This window comes from Nocardioides sp. dk884 (genome assembly GCF_009557055.1).
GTDB lineage: Bacteria > Actinomycetota > Actinomycetes > Propionibacteriales > Nocardioidaceae > Nocardioides.
The window spans coordinates 1,511,491-1,532,959 of the sequence record NZ_CP045649.1 but is presented as its reverse complement, the minus strand read 5'-3'; the positions used below and the strand labels follow the sequence as shown (position 1 = coordinate 1,532,959).

Annotated in this window: 23 protein-coding genes and 1 riboswitch; of the genes, 4 read left to right on the top strand and 19 right to left on the bottom strand. The window is 74.0% G+C overall.

Features of this window, described 5'->3' with window-relative positions:
• Positions 1–24: 24 nt before the first annotated feature.
• On the bottom strand, positions 25–903 hold the full coding sequence (locus GFH29_RS07460; protein ID WP_153322747.1) for an alpha/beta fold hydrolase: 879 nt from the start codon (positions 901–903) through the stop codon (positions 25–27).
• Positions 904–1,119: 216 nt separating this feature from the next.
• Between GFH29_RS07460 and GFH29_RS07455 the strand changes: the two genes are divergently transcribed.
• Entirely contained in the window at positions 1,120–2,400 is a 1,281-nt protein-coding gene (locus GFH29_RS07455; RefSeq protein WP_153322746.1) for an HNH endonuclease signature motif containing protein, read from the top strand.
• Here the strand turns inward: GFH29_RS07455 and bla are convergent.
• The 8 genes from bla to GFH29_RS07415 all read right to left on the bottom strand — a co-directional run bounded on the left by bla (position 2,384) and on the right by GFH29_RS07415 (position 8,786).
• Complete coding sequence (bla, locus tag GFH29_RS07450) at positions 2,384–3,331, bottom strand: class A beta-lactamase (RefSeq protein ID WP_416224775.1); 948 nt, start codon at positions 3,329–3,331, stop codon at positions 2,384–2,386. The two genes, GFH29_RS07455 and bla, sit on opposite strands and share 17 nt — an antisense overlap.
• Before the next feature lie 21 nt (positions 3,332–3,352).
• A complete protein-coding gene (locus GFH29_RS07445) occupies positions 3,353–3,958 on the bottom strand; it encodes a hypothetical protein (protein WP_153322744.1) in 606 nt (201 codons plus the stop codon).
• Between the two features lie 118 nt (positions 3,959–4,076).
• On the bottom strand, positions 4,077–4,694 hold the full coding sequence (locus GFH29_RS07440; RefSeq protein ID WP_153322743.1) for a GyrI-like domain-containing protein: 618 nt from the start codon (positions 4,692–4,694) through the stop codon (positions 4,077–4,079).
• A 30-nt stretch (positions 4,695–4,724) separates the two neighbouring features.
• On the bottom strand, positions 4,725–5,624 hold the full coding sequence (locus GFH29_RS07435) for a hypothetical protein (protein ID WP_153322742.1): 900 nt from the start codon (positions 5,622–5,624) through the stop codon (positions 4,725–4,727).
• Positions 5,617–6,249 (bottom strand): response regulator, encoded by a 633-nt coding sequence (locus GFH29_RS07430; RefSeq protein WP_228387884.1) that lies wholly within the window; start codon positions 6,247–6,249, stop codon positions 5,617–5,619. The genes GFH29_RS07435 and GFH29_RS07430 overlap by 8 nt, the downstream gene beginning before the upstream one ends.
• Before the next feature lie 70 nt (positions 6,250–6,319).
• Positions 6,320–6,901: a flavin reductase family protein gene (locus GFH29_RS07425; RefSeq protein WP_153322740.1), complete on the bottom strand. Its 582-nt coding sequence runs from the start codon at positions 6,899–6,901 to the stop codon at positions 6,320–6,322.
• The gene (gene macS, locus GFH29_RS07420) at positions 6,898–7,980 is read right to left on the bottom strand and encodes a MacS family sensor histidine kinase (RefSeq protein WP_416224776.1); all 1,083 of its coding nucleotides are present in this window, start codon (positions 7,978–7,980) and stop codon (positions 6,898–6,900) included. The genes GFH29_RS07425 and macS overlap by 4 nt, the downstream gene beginning before the upstream one ends.
• Before the next feature lie 65 nt (positions 7,981–8,045).
• Positions 8,046–8,786 (bottom strand): lysophospholipid acyltransferase family protein, encoded by a 741-nt coding sequence (locus tag GFH29_RS07415; RefSeq protein ID WP_153322738.1) that lies wholly within the window; start codon positions 8,784–8,786, stop codon positions 8,046–8,048.
• A 57-nt stretch (positions 8,787–8,843) separates the two neighbouring features.
• On the opposite strand from GFH29_RS07415, the gene GFH29_RS07410 reads away from it, so the two are divergent.
• Both GFH29_RS07410 and GFH29_RS07405 read left to right on the top strand, forming a co-directional pair.
• Positions 8,844–9,614, top strand: coding sequence for an alpha/beta hydrolase (locus GFH29_RS07410; RefSeq protein ID WP_153322737.1), 771 nt, complete (start codon positions 8,844–8,846; stop codon positions 9,612–9,614).
• Between the two features lie 32 nt (positions 9,615–9,646).
• On the top strand, positions 9,647–10,045 hold the full coding sequence (locus tag GFH29_RS07405) for a hypothetical protein (RefSeq protein ID WP_153322736.1): 399 nt from the start codon (positions 9,647–9,649) through the stop codon (positions 10,043–10,045).
• 12 nt (positions 10,046–10,057) lie between these two features.
• On the opposite strand, the gene GFH29_RS07400 is transcribed toward GFH29_RS07405, so the two are convergent.
• From GFH29_RS07400 to GFH29_RS07380, 5 genes are read right to left on the bottom strand one after another with little or no spacing between them, the layout of a single operon-like run.
• Positions 10,058–11,017 carry an ROK family protein gene (locus tag GFH29_RS07400; RefSeq protein WP_153322735.1) on the bottom strand — a complete coding sequence of 320 codons (960 nt, stop codon included), beginning with the start codon at positions 11,015–11,017 and terminating at the stop codon, positions 10,058–10,060.
• Between the two features lie 10 nt (positions 11,018–11,027).
• Positions 11,028–11,969 carry an ROK family glucokinase gene (locus GFH29_RS07395; protein WP_153322734.1) on the bottom strand — a complete coding sequence of 314 codons (942 nt, stop codon included), beginning with the start codon at positions 11,967–11,969 and terminating at the stop codon, positions 11,028–11,030.
• Complete coding sequence (locus GFH29_RS07390) at positions 11,966–12,451, bottom strand: hypothetical protein (protein WP_153322733.1); 486 nt, start codon at positions 12,449–12,451, stop codon at positions 11,966–11,968. Before GFH29_RS07390 ends, GFH29_RS07395 begins: the two co-directional genes overlap by 4 nt.
• Positions 12,448–13,662: an ArsA family ATPase gene (locus tag GFH29_RS07385; RefSeq protein ID WP_153322732.1), complete on the bottom strand. Its 1,215-nt coding sequence runs from the start codon at positions 13,660–13,662 to the stop codon at positions 12,448–12,450. Before GFH29_RS07385 ends, GFH29_RS07390 begins: the two co-directional genes overlap by 4 nt.
• A gap of 29 nt (positions 13,663–13,691) precedes the next feature.
• Positions 13,692–14,132 (bottom strand): SRPBCC family protein, encoded by a 441-nt coding sequence (locus GFH29_RS07380; RefSeq protein ID WP_153322731.1) that lies wholly within the window; start codon positions 14,130–14,132, stop codon positions 13,692–13,694.
• A 120-nt stretch (positions 14,133–14,252) separates the two neighbouring features.
• On the opposite strand from GFH29_RS07380, the gene GFH29_RS07375 reads away from it, so the two are divergent.
• The gene (locus tag GFH29_RS07375) at positions 14,253–16,040 is read left to right on the top strand and encodes an AMP-dependent synthetase/ligase (protein ID WP_153322730.1); all 1,788 of its coding nucleotides are present in this window, start codon (positions 14,253–14,255) and stop codon (positions 16,038–16,040) included.
• Here GFH29_RS07375 and GFH29_RS07370 read toward each other — a convergent pair.
• The 5 genes from GFH29_RS07370 to GFH29_RS07350 all read right to left on the bottom strand — a co-directional run bounded on the left by GFH29_RS07370 (position 16,031) and on the right by GFH29_RS07350 (position 21,415).
• Positions 16,031–17,263, bottom strand: a complete 1,233-nt coding sequence (locus GFH29_RS07370) for a M48 family metalloprotease (protein WP_153322729.1) — start codon at positions 17,261–17,263, stop codon at positions 16,031–16,033. The two genes, GFH29_RS07375 and GFH29_RS07370, sit on opposite strands and share 10 nt — an antisense overlap.
• Complete coding sequence (locus tag GFH29_RS07365; RefSeq protein ID WP_153322728.1) at positions 17,260–18,444, bottom strand: hypothetical protein; 1,185 nt, start codon at positions 18,442–18,444, stop codon at positions 17,260–17,262. Before GFH29_RS07365 ends, GFH29_RS07370 begins: the two co-directional genes overlap by 4 nt.
• 51 nt (positions 18,445–18,495) lie before the next feature.
• Positions 18,496–19,491, bottom strand: coding sequence for a C40 family peptidase (locus GFH29_RS07360; RefSeq protein WP_153322727.1), 996 nt, complete (start codon positions 19,489–19,491; stop codon positions 18,496–18,498).
• 26 nt (positions 19,492–19,517) lie between these two features.
• Positions 19,518–19,668, bottom strand: a riboswitch (cyclic di-AMP (ydaO/yuaA leader).
• Positions 19,669–19,820: 152 nt separating this feature from the next.
• Positions 19,821–20,027 carry a hypothetical protein gene (locus GFH29_RS07355; protein ID WP_153322726.1) on the bottom strand — a complete coding sequence of 69 codons (207 nt, stop codon included), beginning with the start codon at positions 20,025–20,027 and terminating at the stop codon, positions 19,821–19,823.
• Positions 20,028–20,131: 104 nt separating this feature from the next.
• Positions 20,132–21,415, bottom strand: coding sequence for an NYN domain-containing protein (locus GFH29_RS07350; RefSeq protein ID WP_153322725.1), 1,284 nt, complete (start codon positions 21,413–21,415; stop codon positions 20,132–20,134).
• Positions 21,416–21,469 lie beyond the last annotated feature (54 nt).

The window sequence follows — 21,469 nt, the reverse complement described above, 5'->3', positions numbered from 1 at the left end:
AGCCCTCTCCCCCGCGCCGCCGGATCAGACGGGACGGACCAGGACGCCCAGCATCTGCTCCCAGTGCCGCAGTGGCAGCAGGTGCCCCTCCCCTGGGTAGCGCACGAGCTCGGCGTGCGGCAGGTGCTCGGCCAGCCACTCGCCATGCGCCGGCGCGACCATCGCGTCACGGTCGCCGTACCAGAGGTGGACCGGGCAGGCGACGTCCTCCAGCCGGATCCCCCACGGCCCGACGAAGGCGACGTTGTCCCAGGCGATGCCCATCGGCCCTTGGCGCAGGGCCTCACGGAAGGAGGCGAACAGCGCCTGCCGCGCACCCGCGTCGGCGACCACGTCCGGGTCGCTCGCGGCCCACTGCCAGTCGATCCACGGGGCCGCCGCGTCCTCGCGCACCGACATCATGGCGTCGAGCAGCTCGGCGTTCCCGGCGCGGAACTGCTCTGCCGCGCGGTCGGGCGCGTCCGGGAGGTACGCGAGCGCCTGCAGGTCGTTGGCGTCGAGGGCGTCCCGCGCCCCCGGCACGTCCGACACCGGACCGGGCCCGCCCGACACCCCGACGCGCGTGACCCGCTCGCCGAGCACCGCCGCCGCCGCCAGGGCGAAGGGTCCGCCGCCCGACCAGCCCAGGCACGCGAACCGCTCCAACCCGAGTCGGTCGGCAATCGCCTCGACGTCCCGGGCCACGAGCCGCAGGCTGGTCGGCGCCGGATCGGACCCGCCGTACCCGGGCCTGTCGAAACCGATCACCCGCGCGCCCATGCGCCGGCCGACCTCGGCGCCCGACCCTGCCTCCAGCCGCGAGCCCGGTGTGCCGTGGAAGTGCACGACGGGTACGCCGTGCGGGTCACCGCCGTCGCGCACCATGACCACCCGGTCACCGACGGGCACCTCGAGGTCGGCCATGGCGGGAGGGTACGCCGCGGCGGCGGCGTGGCAGGTCTCGATCGCCTGCCCCCCTCGAAATTGCCCTCCGCCCCACCGATGCCCTGCGGTGCCGGGCCGGCTGACGAACAGCCGCAGTTTTCCACAGATTCAGTCTTTACCTTTCGCGGCCTTTCGAACACTTTCGAACACTTTCGAACGCCGGTAGACTGAGCCCTACGGAATTACTTCTCCACCATGTTCTCTCGGGAGGCGACGATGGCCGACACGGCTCATCCCTACCTCGCCGACGTGGGGTGCGCGGAGGCATTTCTTGACAAGATCGCTGACCGCGATCCGACATTCCTGTCGGTCTCGGAGAAGCGCCAGGCGTTGCGGATGACCGCCCATCTGGCCTCACGCGCGCAGGCGATGCACGCGCGGGTGATCGCCTGCGCGGATGACGTGGCCGACGCCGACGGGTGCCGCGACGTAGCCGCGTGGGTCGCGCACCGCACCCACACCGCCGGGCCGAACGCGCGGCGGTTGCAGCGGCTCGGGGTGGCGTGCGAGCGACGTTGGCACCGCGTCGGGACCGCGCTTGCGGGCGGACACGTCAGCCTCGACCAGGGGCACGTCATCGTCGCCGCGCTCGACGACCTGACCGACGCGTTCTCGCTGGTCGAGGCCACCGCGGATGAGTGGTCGGCGATGCTGGCCCGTGCGGAGACCTACCTGGTCGAGCAGGCCGCCGACTTCGGGCCGCGCGAGCTGGGCCGGCTGGCCGAGCGGCTGCTGGAGGTGGTCGCACCCGAGTGGGCCGAGCAGGTCGAGGAGGAGCAGCTGCGCGCCGCGGAGCGCCGCGCCCGGCGGCGTACGACGCTGGGCGTGCGGCACGTCGGCGACGGCTCGGCGATCATCCGGGCTCAGGTCCCGGAGTCGGTGGCGCTGCGGCTGAGCACGATGCTGGAGTCGTTCACCAACCCCCGGCGGGCGGCGGATGAGCCTGCTGCGGACGGACGGCGGGTGCCCTACGAGCGGCGGTTGGGCGAGGCGTTCTGCTCGTTGCTCGAGGCCATCGACCCGTCGCGGCTGCCGCTGCACGGCGGCGACGCGACCACGCTGGTGATCACCATGGACCTGGCGGCCCTGGTCGACGGCCTCGGCTCCGCGACACTCGCGGACGGTTCCCGGATCACCGCCGGCGAGGCCCGGCGCCTGGCCTGCACGGCCAATCTCGTCCCCGCAGTCCTCGGCACGCCTTCGGTGCCGCTCGACCTCGGTCGCGCAAACCGGCTCTTCAGCCCGGGGCAGAGAAAGGCCTTGGCAATTCGAGATCGGGAATGCCGCGCCGACGGCTGCACCATTCCCTCGACCTGGTGCGAGGCACATCATGTGGATCCGTGGTCAGCAGGCGGGAAGACCGATCTCGACAAAGGCATTCTTCTGTGTGGCCACCACCATCATCTGATCCACGACGACCGTTATCTGCACCAACGCATGCCGAACGGCGATATCAGATTCACCCGGCGGACATAGGGACCAGGTCCCCCAGCGCCACCCGGGCCGCCTCGGCGACCAGCGCGTCGTCGTACTCGGCATCGGCCGTGCTCCGGTCGGAGAAGACCACCATCACGACCGGGTCGCGCCCGGGCACCTCGATGACGGCGATGTCGTTGCGGGTGCCGTACGCCGCGGCGCCGGACTTGTCCGCGACCCGCCACCCGTCGGGGACACCGGCGCGCACCAGGGTGTCCCCGGTGGCGTTGCCGCGCATCCAGCGCAGCAGGGTGCGCCGCGCGGGCGGGCGCAGCGCGTCGCCCACCGCATAGCGCTGCAGGACCTGCGCGAAGGCTCGCGGGGTGCTGGTGTCGCGCCGGTCCCCGGGCGAGGTGTCGTTGAGCGCGGTCTCGCGGCGCGCGACGACCGTGACGTCGTCACCCAGCCCACGCAGCGCCCGTTGGAGACCCGCGGGGCCACCGAGCTCGTCGAGCAGCAGGTTGCCGGCGGTGTTGTCGCTCTCGCGGACCGCCGCCTCGGCGATGCGCCGCAGGGACAGCCCGGTCCCCACGTGCTGCTCGGTCACCGGCGAATAGGTGACCAGGTCGTCGGCACCGTAGGTCACGACCTCCTCCCAGCGCCGTGCCTCCGTGCGCGCGAGCACCGCGGCTGCGGCCAGTGCCTTGTACGTCGAGGCGTAGGCGAAGCGCTCGTCGGCGCGGTGCGCGAGGGTCTCACCGGTGTGGGTGTCGATCGCGAAGACGCCCAGCCGGGCGTCGTAGCGCTTCTCCAGGGCGACGAAGGCCTCATCCGAAGCGACGTCCGCCGGGGTGGTCGACGAGCGCGGGCCGGGCGGGGTGTTCCCCGCCGACCCCTGCTCGGACGGGGCACAGGCCGCGGTGACTGCGAGGAGCAACGCGGAGGCGGCAAGGCGAGACGACAGGGACCTGCGGGAGGGAGGCACCGGCACATCATCGCTGACCGTGCGAGCTCACCACATGGAGGCGACCTTGATGGTGTCGTAGGTGACGTCGGGGTCGAAGGACCGGCAGTCCATCTCCGAGGACTCCCCCGGCTGCATCTCGTTGGAGGTGCAGTCGATCTCGGCGGCGACCCGCGTGCCGTCGTAGAGGCGGAACGTGAACGAGGCGGTCCGCCCGTTGGTGTCCTCGTCCTCCTTGAGCGTGACCTCGAGGCCCTTGACGGTCAGGTCGCCGAAGTCCGCCGCCGCGAGCTTCCAGCCCCGCTTTGCCTCGAAGCCGTCCCGCTCGAACGCCTCGCCCTCGGTCACCGTCACCGGCTCGTCCTTGGAGAAGTCGTCGAGGTTCTTGCCCACCTCGTTGAAGAAGGCCCCGACCATGACCGCGCACCCGCCGACGAACAGGATGGCGACCCCGAGAAGGATCAGCAGCACGTTGCGCAGCGCGTGGCTCTTTCGCGGCGCGACGTAGTAGTTGGGTGGCGGCTGCTGCGCGTACGGCGGTTGCGGGTACGGCGACTGCCCGTACGGCGGCTGCGGGTAGGGCGGCTGCGGGTTGGGCTGCGGTTCGTGCGGCTGCTGCGGGTGGGGCTGGTGCGTCGGGGGCTGCTCGGACACGGACTCTCGTTTCGCGGGGTCGGTGGCGCCCGGCGGCTCGGTGCCTGGCGCTCGTCTCGGAGCGGGTCTACCCAGGACCGCGACGTCTCTACCCTCACGCCCGACACGTGGACGCCCGCTACACCGCCTCGACCGGCTGACGCAGGATCGTGCGGAGCCTCGCGGGGTCGACCCGGCGCGGGTCGCTGAGGTAGATCTCGTGGTGCTTGCCGCGGGGCCGCAGACCAGTGGCCGGCAGGAAGCGCTCGTGCAGGTTGGCGAGGACGGCGGCCTCGGCGTCGTACGGCCCGACGTGCAGGGTCTGGACGCAGCGACCCTCCGCGAGGGTCTCCAGGCGCAGCCGATCGAGGGCGGGTGAGGGGTCGGTCTTCGCGGCGGCGCCGGCGACGGCGCCCGCGACCTGCTCGGCGGTGATCCAGTCCGGCGTCAGGATCATCGCCGTCCAGTCCCAGCGCGACTTGTCCCGTGCCGAGGTGAAGAGGGCGTGGTCCTCGGCCCACCACAGCGCCTCGAGCGGAGGGACCACGTAGTCGCGGTCCAGCTCGCGCCTGCTGAGGAACTTCAGGGCGTAGGCGACCGGGTAGAGCGCGGCGATTGCGTCGGCGTACTCGACGGCGGTGTTCGGGTCGCCGTGCCCGTCGACCATGAGGTACTGCAGCGGCGGCACCTCGAGCACGCGGAGCTCAGCGACCCGCGCGCGGTAGGAGTCCAGGGTCTTCTTGAAGTCGGTCTTCACGGCGCCTCCTCGGCTCGACCCGACGCCGGCTCAGTCTTGCAGCCGCTCCAGGGCGGCCGCGGCCTCGTCACGGGTACGCCGGGCAGCGGTGAGGCTGGCCTCGGTCTCCTCGCGCACCTGCTCGGCGTCGCTGAGCTCGTCGTCAGCCTCCTCCACGGCGGCCTCCAGCTCGGCGAGGCGCCGGCGCAGCTCGTCGATCTCGGACTGCAGCTGCAGGGCCCGGGCCTCGAGGTCCTTGACCTCACCGGCGGCCTCGTCCCGGTCGCGCTCGGCGTCCTGGACCTCCTGCTCGGCCGCGGCGAGCGCACCCTCGGCGGCCGCGAGCGCCTTGGCGTCCGCCTCCGGGTCCGGTACGACGTGCAGTCCCGGGCGGGCCTCGGGCGGGGCGTCCGCGGGGCGGGCGGTCGCGGTGAAGCCCAGCGCACCGGGCAGCGCGACCGCGTCGGCGAGGTCGACCGGGTCCACCCCGGTGGCCGCGAGCGGGGCGACCAGCAGGCCGCTGCGCACGGCGCGGGCGCACTCGGGGTCCAGCATCGCGGCGGTCAGGGTGGCCTCGACCTGCCCGGCGACTGCCTCGGTGACCTTCATCCCGCGCTCGCGGGCGACGGCCCGCGCCCGGGTGGTGACGGCGGCGGTGAGCTGGCGGCGCTGCTTGGTCAGGGCGCGCAGCTCCTCGCCGTCCATCGACTCCTGGGCCTCGCGCAGCGCCGCGCCGAGGGAGAGCACCTGCTCGACCTGCTCGGCCTCGCCGCGCACCAGCTGGTTGACCACCCAGGCCGCGGTGGACGGCTTGCGCAGCTTGCGCACCGGGGCGGCCTCGTCGGTGCCGCGCAGCTGCTTGGCCCGGGCGTCTCGCGCGGGGGTGAAGTCCGCGAGCGCCAACGCGTAGAGCTCGTCGGCGATCTCCAGCAGCTGCGCGTCGTCAGTCACCGTCGAGGCCCTGCTCGATCGCCCAGCGGGTGAGCTCGACGCGGTTGTGCATCTGCAGCTTGCGCAGCGTGTTCTGCACGTGGTTCTGCACGGTGCGGTGGGAGAGCACCAGCCGCTCCGCGATCTGCTTGTAGCTCATCCCCTTGGCGACCATCTTCAGCACCTCGGTCTCGCGCTCGGTGAGCTCCGGGTGCCCCGGGTCGTCGGCGCCCGGCTCGGCGATGCGGCGATACTCCCCCAGCACCAGACCGGCGAGCCCGGCGGTGAACACCGTGTCGCCCGCCGCCACCCGTCGTACGGCGTCGATGAGCTCCTCGCGCGACGCGGACTTCACCAGGTAGCCGGTGGCGCCGGCCTTGACCGCCTCGAGGACGTCGCCCTGCTCGCCGGAGGCGGAGAGGATCAGCACCCGCGCCGAGGGGTCGTGGCGCAGCACCTCCGCGGTGACCGCGACGCCGTTGGGCTCGGGGATCTGCAGGTCGAGCACCAGGACCTGGGGCCGGCAGGCGGGGAACCGGGCCAGCGCCTGGCGTCCGTCGGCGGCCACCCCGACCACGTCGAAGCCGGCCGCGGCCAGGTCGCGCTCGACCGCGTCGCGCCACATCGGGTGGTCATCGACCACCATCACGCGCACCGGCGCCGCCTCGGTGCCCGCGGCAGCGAGGGGAGCCGGGGAGGGCGCGGGGAGGGGAGCCTCAGGCATCGGCCGCCGCCCGGTGGTAGCGCCCGCGGCGGTGCGCCAGCGGCTCGCGGTCCTCCCCCACGACCAGCTCCTCGACCACGCAGGTGAGCAGGTCCGACCAGCCCAGCGAGGTCACCGACTCCAGTCGTACGCCGGCCCAGGTGGTCGCGCTCGCCAGCCGCGGGCCCCACGGGGTCTGCTCGAACTCCGCCTGGCCGAACACCCCTCCGGGGGCGGGCGCGGTGCCGGCGAACATGTCGGCCAGCCCCCGGTCGGGCCAGGACAGCAGCTGGACGACGCAGCGGGCGCCGTCCCCCTCCGAGCCGCTCGAGCCGCTCGAGCCGCCCGAGTCGCCCGAGTCGCCCGAGTCGCCAGCGGCATCCGCCAGCGCGTCCGCCAGGTCGGAGTCGGGGTCGATCAGGCCGAGCAGCCGGGCGGGCTCGCCGGCGGCGACCATCAGCGAGGTCACGGTGAGCCCGGCGCGGTCCGCGCCGGCGCCGGTGGTCCACAGCGACACCGCGCCGCCGAGGCGTCCCCGCAGCCGTCGCACCGGGTCCTCCCCCGTGGGGAAGGGATGCGTGGAGTGGATCGTCATGCGCCGACCCTAGGGCCCCGGGGTACGACGATCTCCCACTCGGTGCCGAAGCCGCCGGTGCTGAGCTCGGCGCTGCCGCCGAGGTCGGCGACCCGGCCGCAGATCGACTGGCTCACCCCGAGGCGGCCCTGGGCCACGGCCTGGTCGAGCCGGCCCGCGGGGATACCGGGGCCCTCGTCGCGCACCGAGATCTCGACCTTGTCCCCGACGGCCTCGAGCAGCACCCAGGCGGGTGCGTCGGGACCGACGTGGACCCGCACGTTGTCCAGACAGGCGCGCACCACCGCGACCAGCTCCTCGACCGCGTGCGCCGCGAGCTCCACCGGCGTGCCGGGGGTGGCGACGCTGACCCGGGCGGAGCCGAGCCCGGCGAGCGCGGCGGCCAGGTCGGCACTGCCGGAGGCGCTCGCGGCGTCGGGGTCGACCGCGTCCTGGGCGCGGATCAGGCGCCGCAGCACGGCCTCCTGCTCACCGGCGAGGCGGCCCAGCTCGGCGCCCTCCCCGCCCAGCTCGGCGCCGCGGCGCTGCACCAGCGCGAGCACCTGCAGCACCCCGTCGTGGACGGCGCGCCCGAGGCGCACCCGCTCCGCCTCCGCGGCCGCCGCGCGCTGGGCGCGGTCGCGCTCGGCGGCCATCCGCCGCAGCGAGTCGGCCAGGTAGCCCACCACCGGCCCGCCGATCAGCAGCAGGAAGACGTTGCCGTAGTTGCCCTGCCCGATGTCCTCGCGCACCAGCAGGTCGGTGCCGGCCAGCACCGCGCCGGCGGACAGCCCGCCGCGCACGCCGTACCGGGCCGCGCAGGCCAGCAGCGGGCCCGCGACCCAGAAGCCCGGGACGGTGGCCTGGAAGCCCTCGCCCTTCAGCAGCGGTGAGGAGACGAGCGCCGCGACGGCGACCGCGAGGTCGAGCCCGAGGAGCAGCGGCGTGCGCCGGGCGGCGTCGGCGCAGGCGTGCAGCACGTACGCCGTCCACCCGCCGAGCAGCGCCACGACCACCACCCCGGCGAGCGGGCGCTGGAAGTTCCCGGCGTTCCAGAGGTTGATCGCGACCGTGTTGAGCCAGAACACCACCCGCAGCACGGCGAGCGCGCGGAACAGCCGGTCCTCGACGGTGGGCGCCGGGCGTCGCCACCCGAGCGGGTCGATCAGGACGCCTTCTTCTGCTCGGCGCCCTCGCGGCGGGCGGCGCGGGCCTGCTCCTTCGCCTGCTCCTTGGAGAGCTCCCTGGCCTGGGCGGCGTACATGTCGACGTACTCCTGCCCGGAGAGCCGCATGATCTCGTACATGATCTCGTCGGTGATCGAACGCAGGATGTAGCGGTCGTTCTCCATGCCCTCGTAGCGGGAGAAGTCCAGGGGCTCGCCGAACTTCACCACCGGGCGGGTGAACTTGCCGAACTTCTTGCCGGGCGGGGCGACCACGTCGGTGCCGATCACCGCGACCGGGATGACCGGGGCGCCGGTCTCGAGCGCGAGCCGCGCGACGCCGGTCTTGCCGCGGTAGAGGCGACCGTCGTGGGAACGGGTGCCCTCGGGGTAGATGCCGAACAGGTGGCCCTCGTCGAGGATCCGCTTGGCCGCGCTGAGTGCCCCCTCGGCGGCGCTGCCGCTGGCGCGGTCGATCGGCACCTGGCCGGAGCCGCCGAAGAAGGCGCGCTGCAGGGCGCCCTTGATGCCGGTGCCGTTGAAGTACTCGGCCTTGGCCACGAACGTCACCCGGCGCGGCAGCCGCAGCGGCATGAACAGCCAGTCGGCGTAGGAGAGGTGGTTGCTGGCCAGGATGGCCGGCCCCTCGGCAGGGACGTTGTCGACCCCGTGCAGCTCAGGACGGAAGACGACCTTGAGCAGGGGGCCGAGCGCGACCCACTTGAGGAACCAATACAACACGCGAAGCACCTTCCGCACACGACCCGGACAGCCGAACTCTAGACCTAGGATCCGCCCATGACGATCCACCCGCTCGCCGCCCCGCTCTCGGCCCCCGCCCGCCCCGAGCTGACGGGTGGTCGCCGCGTCGGTGTCCTGCTCAGCCACGGCTTCACCGGCCAGCCCGCCTCGGTCAAGCCCTGGGGCGAGCACCTCGCCGCCCTGGGCTACGCCGTGGAGGTCCCCCGGCTGCCCGGCCACGGCACCACCTGGCAGGAGATGAACACCACGCGCTGGGAGGACTGGTACGGCGAGCTGGCGCGCGTCTTCGACGGTCTGTGCCTGGAGAACGACGCGGTCGTCGTGGGTGGTCTGTCGATGGGCGGCGCGCTGGCGCTGCGGCTCGCGGCCGACCACCCCGACCGGGTCGCGGGCGTGGTGGTGGTGAACCCGGCGGTGGCGACCCGCCGCCTCGACGTCCGCCTGCTGCCGGTGCTGCAGCACGTGCTGCCCTCGATGCCCGGCATCGTCGACGACATCTCCAAGCCCGGCGTGACCGAGCACGGCTATCCGCGCACCCCGCTGCGCGCGGCGCGCTCGATGTTCCGCGCCTGGCCCGAGCTGGTGACCGCGCTGCCCCGGGTCACCGCGCCGCTGCTGTACCTGCGCTCGGAGGTCGACCACGTGGTCGACGACCTCTCCGAGCCGCTGATCACCGAGCGGGTGTCCTCCACCGACCTGCGCGTGGTGCGCCTGGCGGACAGCTACCACGTGGCCACCCTCGACCACGACGCGCCGCGGATCTTCGAGGAGACCGCCGACTTCGTCGCCCGCGTGAGCATCCGATAGCGCCCCCACCCCCACGGAACTACGCTGGAGGGGTGCAGCGTGGAAACGACGACGAGGTGTGGCGCGGCATCGTCGAGAACTACGGCGAGCGGCCGCAGCTCGACGACGTGCCCGCCGTGGAGCCGGTCGAGCCGGATCCCGAGCCGTTCGCCGCGTACGTCGTCGACCCGGACCCCGACCCGGAGCCCGAGGACGGCTTCGTGCCGCCGGCGCCCCCGCCGCTGCCCCGGCCGACCCGGGACCGGCTGATCGCCTGGATCGGGGTCTTCGGCTCCCCCGCGATCCTGCTGCTGTGCCTGCTGCTGGGCATCGGGCTGCCCGGGATCGTGTCCTACCTGCTGGTCTCGGGCTTCGTCGGCGGCTTCGTCTACCTGGTGTGGCGGATGCCGCGCGAGCCGCGCGACCCCTGGGACGACGGCGCCCGGGTCTGAGGTGAGTTCGCGTCAGACCCGGTCGCGTAGCGTCGCCTTCGCGGCCAGGCGTGCCGCGCCGATGACGCCCGCCTCCGGGCCGAACCTCGCCCGCACCAGCGGCGGCACCACCCGGTGCCCGGCGCCGACCAGGCTGCGGCTCAGGGCGGCGCGCGCCGGCTCCAGCAGCAGCTCGCCGGCGGCTGACACCCCGCCGCCGACCACCACGACCTCGGGGTCGAGGGCTGCGACCAGGTTGGCCACGCCCACGCCGAGCCAGTCACCGACGGCGGCGAAGGCCTGACGCGCGACCGCGTCGCCCGCCTCGGCGGCGGCGGTCACCATCGGGCCGACGAGCCGGTCGGGGTCACCCCCGCACGCCTGCTCCAGCGACGTCGACTCCTGCCCGATCCGGGCGCGGGCGTGGCGCACCAGCGCGTTGCCGCTGCAGTACTGCTCCCAGCACCCGCGGCCGCCGCACTCGCACGGCAGCCCGTCGGGCACCAGCTGCTGGTGGCCGAACTCCCCCGCCATCCCGTTGCGGCCGCGCACCAGCCGGCGCCCGAGCACCACGGCTCCGCCGATCCCGGTGCCGAGGGTGATCACCAGCGCGTCGGAGAACTCCCGCGCCCCACCGTGCTCGACCTCCGCCCGCGCGGCGCAGTTGGCGTCGTTGTCGAGCACGACGGTGGTCTCCCAGCGCCGGGCGAGCCGCGCGCGGACCGAGTCCTCGCGCCAGGGCAGGTGCGGGGCGAACATCACCCGCTCCCCCGCCGCGTCCACGAACCCGGCCGCCGCCAGCCCGACGCCGTCGACATGACGCCCTCCGGCCACCTCGAGGACCGCCTCGGTCAGCGCGTCCTCGAGCACGGCGACCTCCACCCGCCGTCCCGGGGTCGTACGCCGGGCGGTGCGGTGCACCGTCGCGTCGGCGTCGACCTCGGCCGCGAGCACCTTGGTGCCGCCGACGTCGACGCCGATGTGGAGCGCCATCCTCCTCGTCCTAGCGCCGCGCGAGGTCGGCGGCGCCGATCATGCCGGCCCGGTTGCCGAGCTCGGCGCGGCGGATGGTCAGGCTGGGGCGGAAGCCGCGGCCGGGCAGGTGAGCGTCGAAGGCCTCACGCGCCGGGTCCAGCACCAGGTCGCCTGCCTCGCTCACCCCGCCGCCGATCACCACGACGGCCGGGTCGAGGACCGCGGCCAGCGAGGCGATGCCCTCACCGAGCCAGCGGCCCACCTCGGCGAGCCGGGCGCGGGCCAGGTCGTCGCCGGCCTGGGCGGCCCGGGTGACGAGCGGGCCGTCGATCGCCGCGGCGTCGCCGCCGGCGAGCTCCAGCAGGGCGGCGGCGCGGGCGGGGTCGCGGCGCACCGCGGCGCGGGTCTCGCGCACGAGCGCCGAGCCGCTGGCGTACTGCTCCAGGCAGCCGCGGTTGCCGCAGCCGCACGGCAGTCCGTCGGGCACGACGCGCAGGTGCCCGATCTCGGCGCCCACCCCGAACCCGCCGCGGTACAGCGACCCGTCGAGCACCAGCCCGCCGCCCACGCCGGTGCCGAGGGTCAGCATCAGCAGGTCGTCGGTGTCGAGGCCGGCGCCGAACCGGAACTCCCCCCACGCCGCGGCGTTGGCGTCGTTCTCGATCACGAACGGCAGGCCGACGCGCTCCTCGAGCTCGGCGCGCAGGGCCACGTCGCGCCAGGCGATGTTGGGAGCGAAGAAGATCTTGGACCGGTCGCGGTCGATGTAGCCGGCCGCGCCCACTCCGACCGCGCTCAGGTCGTGGCGCGAGCCCAGGTCCTTGACCAGCCCGGTGACGGCGTCCTCGATCGCGGCGACGTCGGTCGCCGGCGACTCGACGCGCAGCTCCTCGATCACGGTTCCGTGCTCGTCGACGACACCTCCGGCGATCTTGGTGCCGCCGATGTCGATGCCGCAGGTCAGGCTCACCGCTGTCCTCCGTCGTGGTTCTCGTCGTGGTTCTCGTCGGGGTCCCCGTCGAGATCGATGTGCTCGACCCCCGAGCGTGAGGTCGGCCCCTCGTCCGGCACGGCCGTGGCGAGCAGGCCCGCCGCCGCCCGCGCCAGCGAGGTCACCGCGCTGGCCAGGTGGGCGCGCACCTCGGGGCTGGTCTGGCGCACCAGGTGCACCGTGCGGCACACCGGGCACCAGGTGCACTCGGCCGAGGCGCCGGCCCCGTGATCACCGGATCCGTGCGCGTCACTCTCCTGCGAGGCGCGCTCGGCGTGGTCGGCGAGCCCGGAGAGCCCCTCGCCCAGGTCGGGCGCGTGCTCGCGGGCGAGGCCGGCGAGGGCGCCGAAGAGCTTGGCCGCCTCCTCCGCGACGCTGCCGACACTGGCGCCGTCGTCACGTCCGGGGGTGCCGTCGGGTCCGCCGGCGTGCTCGCCGGGTACGTCGTGGGGGCCGCTCACGCGTGGTCCTCCGTGTGCTGGTCGGGGTGGTGCGGGACGGACTCGAGTCCGCCCTCGGCGAACCGGACCCGCAGGGCGCCGTCCGCGACGTGCGCGCCGGCGACCCGCATCCGGGCGAGGCCGGAGGGCAGGGTCAGCAGCCGACGATACGGGCCGACCGTCACGACCAGCTCCTCGCCGTTGCGGGCGAGGTCGACCTCGCCACGCTCGACCAGCGGCAGCGTGAGGCGCAGCACGGCTCCGCTCTCGGTGCGGGTCAGCGCGAACGGCCCCTCGCCGGTCGGTACGGCGAGCGGGTCGGCGCCGTCGTACACCTCGCGGGCCAGGGCGGCCAGCGCCTCGACGCCGACCGGCTCCGCGGCCCGATAGAGCGAGCGCCACACCGGCAGGCCGGCGAAGGACTGCTCGACCTGGGCCAGCACCTGCCCCTGGGCGCGCACCCAGCCGGCGCGCCAGTCGTCGCCGCCCCCGTCGGGGAAGACCCGGTTGGCCAGCACCCCGTCGACGGTGTAGCCGAACAGCGACAGGTGGGTCCAGGTGCGCCGCGACTCGGCGAGCACCATCGCCTCCGGGGTCAGCACCAGCCGCACGCTCGCGCCCGGGCCGGTCAGCAGCGCGTGCACCTCGGCGAGCTCGGCGTGCAACCGCTCGATGGCGTCGAAGACGTCCCCGCCGGGCATCGGGACGCCGGCGGCGCGCTCCAGGACCGGGCGCAGGGTCCGCACGAGGCGGCGCTCCGCGGGCAGTACCCGCCGCATGTACCACCCCAGCGCCTCGGGCAGCGCGAGCAGCCGCAGGGTCTCCGCCGTCGGCCCGCAGTCCACCACGATCGCGTCCCACTCCCCCGAGCGGGCGCGCAGCCGCAGCTCGAGCAGGGCCAGCACCTCCTCGGCGCCCGGCAGCACGGTGAGCTCCTCGGCGGCGACCTTGTCCACCCCGGCCGCGTCGAGCACCTGGAGCAGGTAGCGCTGCACGTCGGCCCAGGACTGCTCGAAGCGGAGCTGGGCGTCGACCTGCTGGACGAACAGCCGCGGTGCCACCTCGGTGGGCTCCGCCCCGACCGGTACGCCGTACACGTCGGCCAGCGAGTGCGCGGCGTCGGTGGACAGCACGAGCGTGCGCGCCCCGCCGGCGGCGGCCAGGGCGGCGGTGCCGGCGGCGAGCGTGGACTTGCCGACGCCGCCCTTGCCGGTGAGGAGAAGGATGCGCACGGCGGTGGCGAGAGGCGTCGGCGGCGCGCTCAGCGCGACGACTCGACGCGCTTCTTGAGGCCCTTGAGCGCGGTGTCGATGAGGATCTTCTCGCCCTTGCGCTTCAGCATCCCGATCAGGGGGATCGAGACGTCCAGCGCCAGGCGGTAGGTGACCTCGGTGCGCCCGCCGCCGAGGTCACGCAGGGTGTAGGCGCCGTCGAGGGCCTTGAGCATGTTGCCCTCGACGAGGTTCCAGGTGACCTCGTCGTAGCCGTCCCAGTCGTACTCGAGGGTGTACTCGTCCTTGATCGGGGCCACGTCGAGCACGAAGTGGACGCGCTTGGCCCAGCCGTCCTCGCCCGGGTCGACGACCCGGACCTCCTGCATGCCCTTGGCCCACAGGGGGTAGGCCTCGAAGTCACCGATGACCTCCATGACCTCGCCCGGAGCGGCCTCGATCACGATCGAGGAGGTGGTCTGCTCGGCCATCGGTTCCCCTTGGGGTCGGGTCGGGTAGGGCGGTCGGCAGCGTACCGGATGCGGCCACCGCCGAACCCGGCGGTAACGTGCACGACATTGACCACCTACGGTCCGACCAGGAGGAAGCACGTGCGGGAGTTCTCCACGCCCATGACGATCGAGGTGCCCAGCACGGGCAACCTCACCGACGACGTCATGCGCAACGCAGCGGAGGCGCCCCACGCGGTCCTCTTCAGCCGTCAGACCCCGGAGGGCTGGACCGACGTCACCGCCGCGGAGTTCCTCGCCGAGGTGCAGGCCACCGCCAAGGGACTGCTCGCCGCCGGGATCGAGGCGGGCGACCGGGTCGCACTGCTCTCCAAGACCCGCTACGAGTGGACCCTGCTGGACTACGCGATCTGGTTCGCCGGCGCGGTGTCGGTGCCGATCTATGAGACCTCCTCCGCGACCCAGATCCAGTGGATCCTCGAGGACTCCGGCGCCCGCGCGATCATCGCCGAGAGCACCGACCACCTCTCCCGGATCGCGGAGATCCGTGGCGAGCTGAGCGAGCTCAACCACGTCTGGTCCATCGGTGACGGCGCCGTCGAGGTGCTCGCCAGCCTGGGCGGCGACATCGCGGACGCGGACCTGGAGAAGCGGCGCACGGTCGCGACCCCGCTGGACCTGTCCACGCTGATCTACACCTCCGGCACCACCGGGCGGCCCAAGGGCTGCATGATCACCCACGGCAACTTCATGTTCGAGCTGGGCGTGGCGGTCGATGAGCTCCACGAGCTGTTCTCCGGCAAGAACGCCTCGACGCTGATCTTCCTGCCGCTGGCCCACGTCTTCGCGCGCATCCTGCAGATCGGTGCCATCAAGGCGCGTGCCCGCATCGGCCACACCCCGGACACCACGAACCTGATGGCCGACCTGCAGTCGTTCCGTCCGACGTTCCTCCTGGCTGTGCCCCGCGTGTTCGAGAAGGTGTTCAACACCGCCTCGCAGAACGCCGCGGCCGACGGCAAGGGCCGCATCTTCGACCGGGCCGCCGACGTCGCGATCGCCTACTCCCGCGGCATCGAGGCCGGTCGGATCCCGCTCGGCGTACGCGTCCAGCACACGGTGTTCTCCAAGCTGGTCTACGCCAAGCTGCTCACCGCCCTCGGCGGCCAATGCGGCTATGCGATCTCCGGCGGCGCCGCGCTCGGCGAGCGCCTCGGCCACTTCTTCCGCGGCGTCGGCCTCACCGTCCTCGAGGGCTACGGCCTCACCGAGTCCACCGCCGCCCTCTCGGCCAACATGCCGACCGCGACCAAGATCGGCACCGTGGGACGCCCCTTCCCCGGCACCGCCGTCCGCGTCGCCGAGGACGGCGAGCTCCTGTTCCGCGGCGGCCAGGTCTTCGCCGGCTACTGGAACGACGAGGCGGCCACCGCCGAGGCGCTGGAGGCCGACGGCTGGTTCCACACCGGTGACATCGGCGAGGTCGACGACGAGGGCTTCATCCGCATCACCGGGCGCAAGAAGGAGATCATCGTGACCGCGGGCGGCAAGAACGTCGCGCCCGCCGTGCTCGAGGACCGCCTGCGTGCCCACCACCTGATCAGCCAGTGCCTCGTCGTCGGTGACGGGCAGCCGTTCATCGCCGCCCTGGTCACCATCGACGTCGAGACCTGGCCGCGCTGGGCCGAGCGCAACGGCAAGACCGGCCCGCTCGCCGACCACCTCGACGACCCCGACCTGCGCGCCGAGGTCCAGTCCGCCATCGACGAGGCCAACCTCGCGGTCTCCAAGGCCGAGTCGATCCGCAAGTTCCGCATCCTCGCGGTCGACTGGACCGAGGAGGACGGCCTGCTCACCCCGAGCCTCAAGCTCAAGCGCCGCGAGGTCGTGCGCGAGTACCGCAGCGAGATCGACGCGCTCTACTCCTGAGCCATCCGCTGCGCGAGCGCGATCCGCGTCCAGCCGGTGGGGTGGGAGCCGAACCACAGCTGCGAGGGCGTCCACGGCGTCGGGTCGGCCAGCGAACGGGTCATCAGCTGCACCTGCATGTCGATGAAGGTCTCCGGGTCCTCGGTGGCCCGCAGCGAGTCGACGTCGGCGCGCAGCTCGACCTGGCGGCTGATGGTGTTCTGCACCGGGCTGGACAGGAACGTCGCGAGCGCGACCAGCGCCAGCACCACCGGCACGCTCGCGGGGTCCCCGAGCGTGGTGGCCCGGCGCCGTCCCCCGAGCACCAGCCCGAGCAGGCCGACGCCGAACGCCGCCCCGGTCGCCCCGAGCACCGAGCCGACGAGCACGTCGTCGTGGCGGGCGTGGGCCAGCTCGTGGGCGACGATCGTGAGCGCCTGGTCCTGCGGCAGCTCCTCGACGAGGGTGTCGTAGAGGACCACCCGCCGGGTCCCGCCGAAGCCCGAGACGTAGGCGTTGAACGTCGTGGTGCGCTCAGAGGCGTCGCTGACCAGCACCTCCTCGACGTCGACGTCCTCCTCCTCGGCGAGCGCCAGCACGCCGTCACGCAGCGCGCCGGCGGGCAGCTCGGTGAAGGAGCTGAACAGCGGCTCCACGACGAGGGGGTAGACGAACGAGCCGAGCATCACCAGCGTCGCGGCGACCGCCGCGGCGATCACCGGCCAGGCACGCCGCCACCGCCGCGCGCAGGCCATCACGGCCACCAGCGCCAGCGAGACCACGACGATGTCGAGCAGCTCGCCCTTGACCAGGTCCGCGGCGTACCCGCCCCACGACTGCACCGAGAGTCCGTACTCGCGCAGGTGCTGGCGCTGCCGGATGCCGAAGGGCAGCGTGACCAGCCGCCCGACCAGGTCGAGGAAGGTCACCGCCGCGACCACCTGGAGCCACCACGGCCCGCGCTGCACGCGCGCGACGACCGCGCGCCCACGCCGGGTGAACCCGAACCAGCAGGCCAGGAGCAGCGAGACCGCCAGCGAGCTCCAGCTCCACACCCGCGACCACGTGGTGAAGGTCTCGGCGCGCGCGAGGTGCTCGGGCCCGAAGTACGCCGCGGGGTCGGCCGGGGTCAGGTCGCCGCCGGGGACCGGGTCCCACGGCACCAGCCACGCGGCGAGAACGACGAAGAGCAGCCCGGCCACGATGCTCACGCCGAGCGCTGCCGGCCGGTGCTCTGGGGTCACGCCGCCAAGTCTCGCAGCCGCTCGCGCCAGGCGGCGGTCAACGCGTCCACGTCCCACCCGGCGAGCCTGCCGAGCACGGCGTCGAGGTCCTCCCCGTCGCGCACGCTCTCGTAGACCCTGACCAGGCCGGCCTCGCCAGCGCGCTCGGCGAGCACGACCGCCGCCAGCCAGGCGCTCTCGTAGACCGCGCCGAGGCGGCCGTTGGCGACGTCGAAGGCACGGGCGTCGGGCAGCGCCCGCGGCGCGCCGCGCTCGCGCACCTGGCGCACGATCTGGGCGGCGGTCGTGGACACCGGCAGGTCGACGTCGCGCAGCGCGACGTAGTCGGCGAAGCCCTCGAGCAGCCACAGCGGCATCGAGCTGGTGGCCACGCCGGTGGCGACGTGCACCGCCTCGTGGCGCATCACCACCTGCGCGCCCGAGCGGCGCAGCCGGTCGTACTCCTCGGGGTTGACCAGCACGTGGGTGGGCGCGGCGGCGTCGCGGGAGCCGTCGACCGTGGCGGTGACCGCGGCGATCCCGGCGTAGGTCCCCGGCTCGGCACCCAGGGCCCGGTCCAGGTCGCGCGAGGACGCCGGCACCTCCACCACCAGGCGGGCAGGCCAGGCCGGCAGCACCCGGCGTACGACGGGCACCGCCTCGCGGGCCAGCGCGGCGTAGCGGGGCGCGTCGTCGGTGCTCTCGGCCACCAGCACGAGGGTCTCCGGGGTGCGCCGCACCTGCACCGGCGTGGCCAGCCACAACGGTGCCCGGTCGGCACCACCCACCGACTCGACGACCACGCCGTCCTCGGCGGAGCGGAACGTCACCTCGAGCTCGGCGCGGGCCACGGCCGTGTCGAAGCCCGCGAAGCGCCAGGTCGTCTCGACGGCGGCGCGCCAGCGGCCCTCGTCGTCCGCCGGTCCGGTGGCGTCGACGTAGCGCAGGCCGAAGTCGGCGACCCGCAGCCGGCGGGCGTTGGTCACGATGTGCGCGACCTCCTCCGGGCCGGTCCCGGGGTCCTGCCGCTCCCCGACCGCCCGCTCCAGCGCGGCGAGCGCCTGCACGGCGCCGGCCGGGTCGACCGCACCGGCCGAGGCACCGCGCTCGTCGTGCTCGGGGGCGACGTACGGGCCCGAGGTGAGCACGAGGGCCACGCCCGCCACGAGCGCCAGCAGCAGGCACAGCGAAAGGCCGGCCACCCACCGACGTGGGTGACCGGCCTTCGCGGACGGCGTGGGTGCCAGGGCGGATCAGCCCGGGCGGACGGCGCCGACGTAGGGCATGGAGCGCAGCGGCGCGGTGGTGACACCGCTGCCCGGGTTGGCCGCGTGGACGATCTGGCCGTTGCCGATGTACATGCCGACGTGGCTGATCGGGCTGTAGTAGAAGACCAGGTCGCCGGGCTGGAGGTCACCCTCGGAGATCCGGGGGCCCGAGGAGAACTGCGCGCTCGAGGAGTGCGGCAGCGAGACGCCGGCCTGGGCCCACGCCATCATCGTCAGTCCGGAGCAGTCGAAGGCGCTGGGGCCTGCCGCGCCGTAGACGTAGGCGTCGCCGACCTGCGCCATGGCGTACTGGATCGCCGCGCCGGCGCGTCCCGAGCTCGGGACGCTCGCGGGGGCGGGGGCATCCTCGCGAGAGGTGCTGCGCGAGACGATCGCCTCGCGCTCCTCCGCCTCGAGACGGTCGAGCAGGGCCTGGGCCTCGTCGAACTTCTCGTCGATGGCCGCCTTCTCCTCGGCCATCTCCTCCTTGGTCTCGGCGACCTTGGCGATCCGGCTCTCGGTGGCCGCGCGGCGCAGCTCGAGGGCCTTGACCTCGGTGCTGTAGCTGCCGAGCAGCTGGCCCTGGAGGTCGTTGAACGCCGCCATCGTGGTGAGCGAGGCGAGGAAGGCGCCGGGGTCGTCGGAGACGAAGACCTCACCGGCGGCCGAGAGGCCCTGGCCGGTGTACTGCGTCACGATCGAGTCGGCGACCTGGTCACGCACGCCGGAGAGGCGCTGGTCCTGCCGCTTCTCGTCGGCGCGCAGCGAGGTGAGGTCGCCCTGGAGGTCGGTCAGCTCGAGCTTGGCGTCGTTGTAGCGCTCCGAAGCCTGCTCGGCCTCGTGGTAGAGCCGGTCCACCCGCTCCTTGACATCGTCGATGTCGGGCTCGGCGTGGGCCGGGGTCGAGGGGCTGAACGCGATGGCCCCGATGAGTCCGGTGCCGGCGAGGGCACTGATGAATCGCTTGCGACCGTGCTGCACGAGCGGGCGGTCTCCCTTGCATGTCGTACGCCTACCGGGTGAGCTGTCGGGTTCGGGCACGACTTGCCCTACCCCCGCTCCTCGGCGTGCTCGCGCACGCCGCCTTGCGAGGGATTCACCCCAGGAATGGTGGTTCCCCGGCTCCTGGACCGCTCGAGAACGGTCCGGGACTCAGCGCGGTGCCCGCGCGGATCGAGTGATCCACTCCCACGGGCACCTCGAGATGACACGTTAACCCCAGCGATCCGGCTCGGCCAATCCGCCTCCCCCGGTGTGGACCGGAATTTACCGACCGGTCACATCGATGCCCCGCCACCGTGGGACGAGGCTCACGCCGACTCGGTGTAGGGCGTGTCGACCGCGCTCACCAGTCGCAGCGGCGGCACCAGGCCGCCCTCGGCCAGGACGTCGAGCGCACGGCGCTCGTCGTCGTCGAAGGTGAGCTCGGGCGGCGGCCCCAGGAGCACCGTCACCACGCAGTCGTGGCAGGCCAGGGCGCGCACCACGCAGGTGTCGCAGTCGATCCTCGTCGTCATGGTCCGCACGCTGACAGCGACCACCGACAGTCGACCGCGCTGACGCCCGGGGCGGCGTGTCGCGTCGCCCCCCGTCCAGCCACACCGAGCCGGGACCGGCCGGTTCAGGCGGTGCGGTCGAGCAGCGCGCGCAGCACGTCGGAGGGCACCACGCGGGCCCCGGCACGAGCCACGTCGGCACCGAGCGCCCCGTCGCTGGTGACCACCAGCACCACCCGGCCCACCGGCTCGGCCGTGACGAGGTCGCGGATCACGTCGTCGGCGATCACGCCCTCCGGGCTGAACAGGACCTTCACCCCGCGCGGCGCACCGACCACCGGGCGGTGGCTCGAGGCGGCCGCGTCGAAGACGACAGTGGTCTCGGCGCCGGTGCGCGCCACGACGGGCGCCAGCGCCTTGAGCAGCCGGATCCGCTGGGCCTCCAGCGACGACTGCGGCCAGGCGGTCTTGCTCACGTTGTAGCCGTCGACGACCAGGCGCGCCCGCGGCATGGCGAGGTACTGCTCGAGCAGCACCGGCGTCACCGAGGGCCGGACCGGACCGCCGGCCCGCGCCGACTCCCCCGTCTGCGCCACCTCGGCCTCCACCCGGTCGCCGGGGTTGCCCGACACCGGGGGCAGCGCGAGCTCGCGCTGCAGGCCTCCGGCCGCGTCGAGCAGCGTCTCCAACAGCACCCGGGCCCGCACCGTCGCCTCGTCCTTCGCCGCGCGCGTCGTACGACGGCCCGCGGCCAGCTCCTCCTCGAGCGCCGCCACCTGCGCACGCAGGCGCCGCACCTCCTTGAGGTGGGCAGCCGTCCGGGCCTGCGCCTCATCGCGGGCGGCCACCGCGTCGCGCAGCTCCTGCTCCTCGCCCGTGCGCGCCGCCCGCTCGGCCGCCCGGCTCTCCCCGAGGCGGCGGCGCAGCGAGCTGATCTCGGCCTTGTAGTCGTCGACCTGCACGCGGTGGCTGGCGCGCAGCTCGCGCTGGGCCTGCTCGGCCTGCTCCAGCCGCGCCCGCAGCCGCGCCACCTCGGCGTCGCGCTGCTCGGTGCCGGACTGCGCGGCCAGGCGGCGTACGCCGCCGGCGACGACCGCCACCCAGCCCTCGGGGCGCAGCAGCCAGGCCAGCGCCACCTCGTCGGCGGGATCCGCGGCGGCCGGCGCGCGCGCCTTCAGCTGGACCGCGACCCGCTCGCGCAGGTCGTCGTCGGCGAGCGCGGCGCCGATCGCGCCCGCGCCGAGCTTGGCGCGGCGGGCGGGGGCGAAGGCCGCGACCCGGCGCAGGCTGGGCGGCAGCTGCGGGACCTCGGGCAGCACCTCGGCCGCGCGGGTCACCACGCGCGTGCGCGCCGCGGGCGGCAGCGCGTCCAGCCCCGGCTCGGCGGTGGTGCTCACGACCTCGTCCATCGTGACCAGCCTATGCCGCGCGTCGTCACGGGGTTGTCGGTGCCGCGCCCTACG